Here is a 2,903-nt window from a genome sequence, read left to right as displayed (position 1 = left end):
CCACCGGGTCCTCGCTCGTTCCCGCGCGCACCGGGCCTCGTACGCTGCTGCGGTGATCACACACATCACCGCGTCCGACGCGGACTTCGAGGAGAACCGTCCCCGGATGTTCGGCATCGCCTACCGCATGCTCGGCTCCGCCGCGGAGGCGGAGGACGCCGTGCAGGAGGCGTACCTGCGCTGGGCGTCCGCCGACCGCGAGGAGATCGAGCACCCCGGCGCCTGGCTCGCCAAGGTCGTCACGAACCTGTGCCTCAACACCCTCACCTCGGCGCGGGTCCGGCGCGAGGCGTACGTCGGCCCCTGGCTCCCGGAGCCCGTCCTCACCGGCGACGGCACGCTCGGCCCGCTGGAGTCCGCGGAGCAGCGGGACAGCGTGTCCATGGCCCTGCTGGTGCTGCTGGAACAGCTCACCCCGGTCGAGCGGGCCGTCTACGTACTGCGCGAGGCCTTCGCCTACAGCCACCGGGAGATCGCCGGAGTCCTGGACCTGACCGAGGCGAACTGCCGGCAGCTCTACCGGCGGGCGGCCGGCCGGGTGGCCGCCGAACGGGCAGCCGAGCCGGAGCGGCGCTTCGAACCGCACCCCGAACGGTGGCAGAGCCTCGTGGAGACCTTCATGACGGCGGCGCGCGGCGGGGACCTCGCCCGGCTGGAGGGGCTGCTGACGGCCGACGTCCGGTTCGTGTCGGACGGCGGAGGCGTGGTCAACGCGGCGCTGCGGCCGATCCTGGGCCGGGACAAGGTGGCCCGCTTCGCGGTCGGGGTGCTCAAGAAGTTCGCCGGGGACCTGCCGGTCAGCGTCGCGGAGATCAACGGGGTGCGGGCACTGCTCTTCGGCGAGACGGCCGTTCTTCTGGTGGAATTCGAGAACGGGCTGGTCAGCGGGCTCAGCACGGTGCTCAACCCGGAGAAGCTGGCATTCCTCCAGCGGCAGCTGTCACATTCCTGAGGGCCGTCCGGTCTCCGCTGCTGAAGGAACCACATCGGCGAAAGGCGGACCTCATGAGCACCATCCTCGTCACCGGCGGCACCGGCACCCTCGGCGTACTGGTCGTGGACCGGCTCCGCAACGCGGGGCACGAGGTCCGCGTACTGAGCCGGCACGCCCCGGAGTACCCGGTCGATCTCCTGGAGGGCAGCGGGCTGGACGCGGCGGTGGCGGGCGCGGAGGTGGTGGTGCACTGCGCGAGCAACACGCGTGGCGGGGGCAAGGACGACGACACCGCCACCCGGCACCTCATCGACGCGGCCCGGCGGGCCGGGACCGTCACCAACATCGTCTACATCTCGATCGTCGGGGTGGACGTGGTACCGCTCGGCTACTACCGGACGAAGCTGAAGGTCGAGCGGCTGCTGGAGGCGTCCGGGCTGGGCCTGACCATCCTGCGCACCACGCAGTTCCACGACCTGGTGGCGCAGTTGGTGGACATGGCGGCGAAGCTACCGCTCGTCGCACCGGTGCCGGGCGGGGTACGGGTCCAGCCGATCGCCGTCGGCGAGGTGGCGGACCGCCTGGCGGAGCTGGCGGTACCGACCCCGTCGGGCCGGGTCACGGACATGGGCGGCCCGGAGATCCGCACCCTGCCGGACCTTGCCCGCACCTACCTGACCGCGACGGGCCGCCACCGCCGGGTGATCCCCCTCCCCCTGGCGGGCAAGGCCTACGCGGGCTTCAAGCGCGGCGGCCACCTGACCCCGTCCCACGCGGTGGGCCGCCTCACGTTCGCGGAGTTCGCGGCGGGGCGGGGGGAGTAGGGATCCGAAGCGGCTCACCGGCCGGATCGGTGAGGGAGTCGGAGATGCCGTGGAGGCGAGCTCGGTCCGGTTGCCCGTCCGCCCGGCTACGCCGAACGCGCCGGCTCCACACCGTGTGTCCCACGAGAGCCACGGCGACGACGCATGCCGCGACGGAGCTCAGAACCTGGTCGACGCACGTAGTAGGTGGAGCAGGTGTAGGCGAGCCCCTTGGTGAGGTTCGCGTGGAAGACGTCGCCGGCTGCGGCGTGAACGCGACGCGTGCTGCCCGCTATTTTCACCGTGGACGAGTGGCCCTTCGTCTCGTGCGCGTAATTTCGAGTAGCAGTACTTATTGACCACCCCGGGCCAGCGGTCCACAGCGGTGCGGTGGGCCGCATCGCTCACGGGCGGGGACCGGAGGCGCCACGCCATCGCGACCCGGAGAAACGAAAGACTGCCGGGAAGCCCCCAAAGGAACGGGCCGGGGCAGAACACAGGGACGGGGCGGTCCGAGATGCCCGGGGAGAGTCAGGTGAGGGGCGCGTCCGATCGCCGGGCGCTCCTCACGACTCAGCGTCTCCTGTCCGTCCCGGGTCGGACACAGGCCGCAACTCCCGTCCTCCGAAGCCACGCCCCGAGTCCCGACGTCCCGGCCCACCCGGTCAGCCGGCCCCACCCTCCTCGACCCCCGCCGCGTCTTCCCTCCCCCGCTCCGTCGGCCCCCCGCCGGCGCCCCGGCCGCACTACCCGAACCAGGTCCGGCCGGCCGCCCGGCTCCCGCCCCGCTCCCACCCGGCTACCGCCAGCCGACTCCCGCCCACCCGACTCCCGCCATCCGAAGCCGCCCCCTACCCCCCGAACAGCACCGCCTGCGCAGCTTCCCGCGCCGCCAGTTCCGCTCCCGCCAGGACCGCCGGGTCGCCCAGGGTCGTGGCGCGGATCTCCGTCGGGACCGGGGTCAGTTCCGCCACGCGGTGGGCGACCCGTGCCGCCAGGGCGGAGCCGCCCGCACGGCCCAGTTCGCCCGCCAGGACCACGCAGCCCGGGTCCAGGATCGCCGCGGCCGCCGCCGCGCCCAGCGCGAGCCGTTCCGCCAGCGCTTCGAGGAAGGGCTCCCCCGCGGCTCCGGCCACGGCCTCCTCCGCCGGGCCCACGAAGCCGTG

The 2,903-nt window shown here is 73.2% G+C and carries 4 protein-coding genes; 2 read left to right on the top strand and 2 right to left on the bottom strand.

Going from position 1 to position 2,903, the window contains the following annotated elements:
• Both ACWGIU_RS34530 and ACWGIU_RS34525 read left to right on the top strand, forming a co-directional pair.
• Positions 1–952 (top strand): RNA polymerase sigma-70 factor (locus ACWGIU_RS34530; RefSeq protein ID WP_453712054.1); only part of this gene is annotated, 952 nt, incomplete at its 5' end.
• Between the two features lie 53 nt (positions 953–1,005).
• A complete protein-coding gene (locus tag ACWGIU_RS34525) occupies positions 1,006–1,758 on the top strand; it encodes an SDR family oxidoreductase (protein WP_453712053.1) in 753 nt (250 codons plus the stop codon).
• An 86-nt stretch (positions 1,759–1,844) separates the two neighbouring features.
• Here the strand turns inward: ACWGIU_RS34525 and ACWGIU_RS34520 are convergent, their stop codons facing one another.
• Together ACWGIU_RS34520 and ACWGIU_RS34515 are read right to left on the bottom strand one after the other, a co-directional pair.
• On the bottom strand, positions 1,845–2,138 hold the full coding sequence (locus tag ACWGIU_RS34520) for a lactococcin 972 family bacteriocin (RefSeq protein ID WP_453712052.1): 294 nt from the start codon (positions 2,136–2,138) through the stop codon (positions 1,845–1,847).
• A 450-nt stretch (positions 2,139–2,588) separates the two neighbouring features.
• Positions 2,589–2,903: ROK family protein (locus ACWGIU_RS34515; protein ID WP_453712051.1), on the bottom strand; the 315-nt coding region annotated here is incomplete at its 5' end.

The organism is Streptomyces sp. NPDC054840, from assembly GCF_053611065.1.
Note: the sequence above shows the minus strand (reverse complement) of the source record. Positions and strands in the feature narration are given on the sequence as shown.

Coding starts and splice junctions, on each gene's coding strand:
- ACWGIU_RS34520 (WP_453712052.1), bottom strand. CDS start 2,138: ATGCGGCCCACCGCACCGCTGTGGACCGCTGGCCCGGGGTGGTCAATA.
- ACWGIU_RS34525 (WP_453712053.1), top strand. CDS start 1,006: ATGAGCACCATCCTCGTCACCGGCGGCACCGGCACCCTCGGCGTACTG.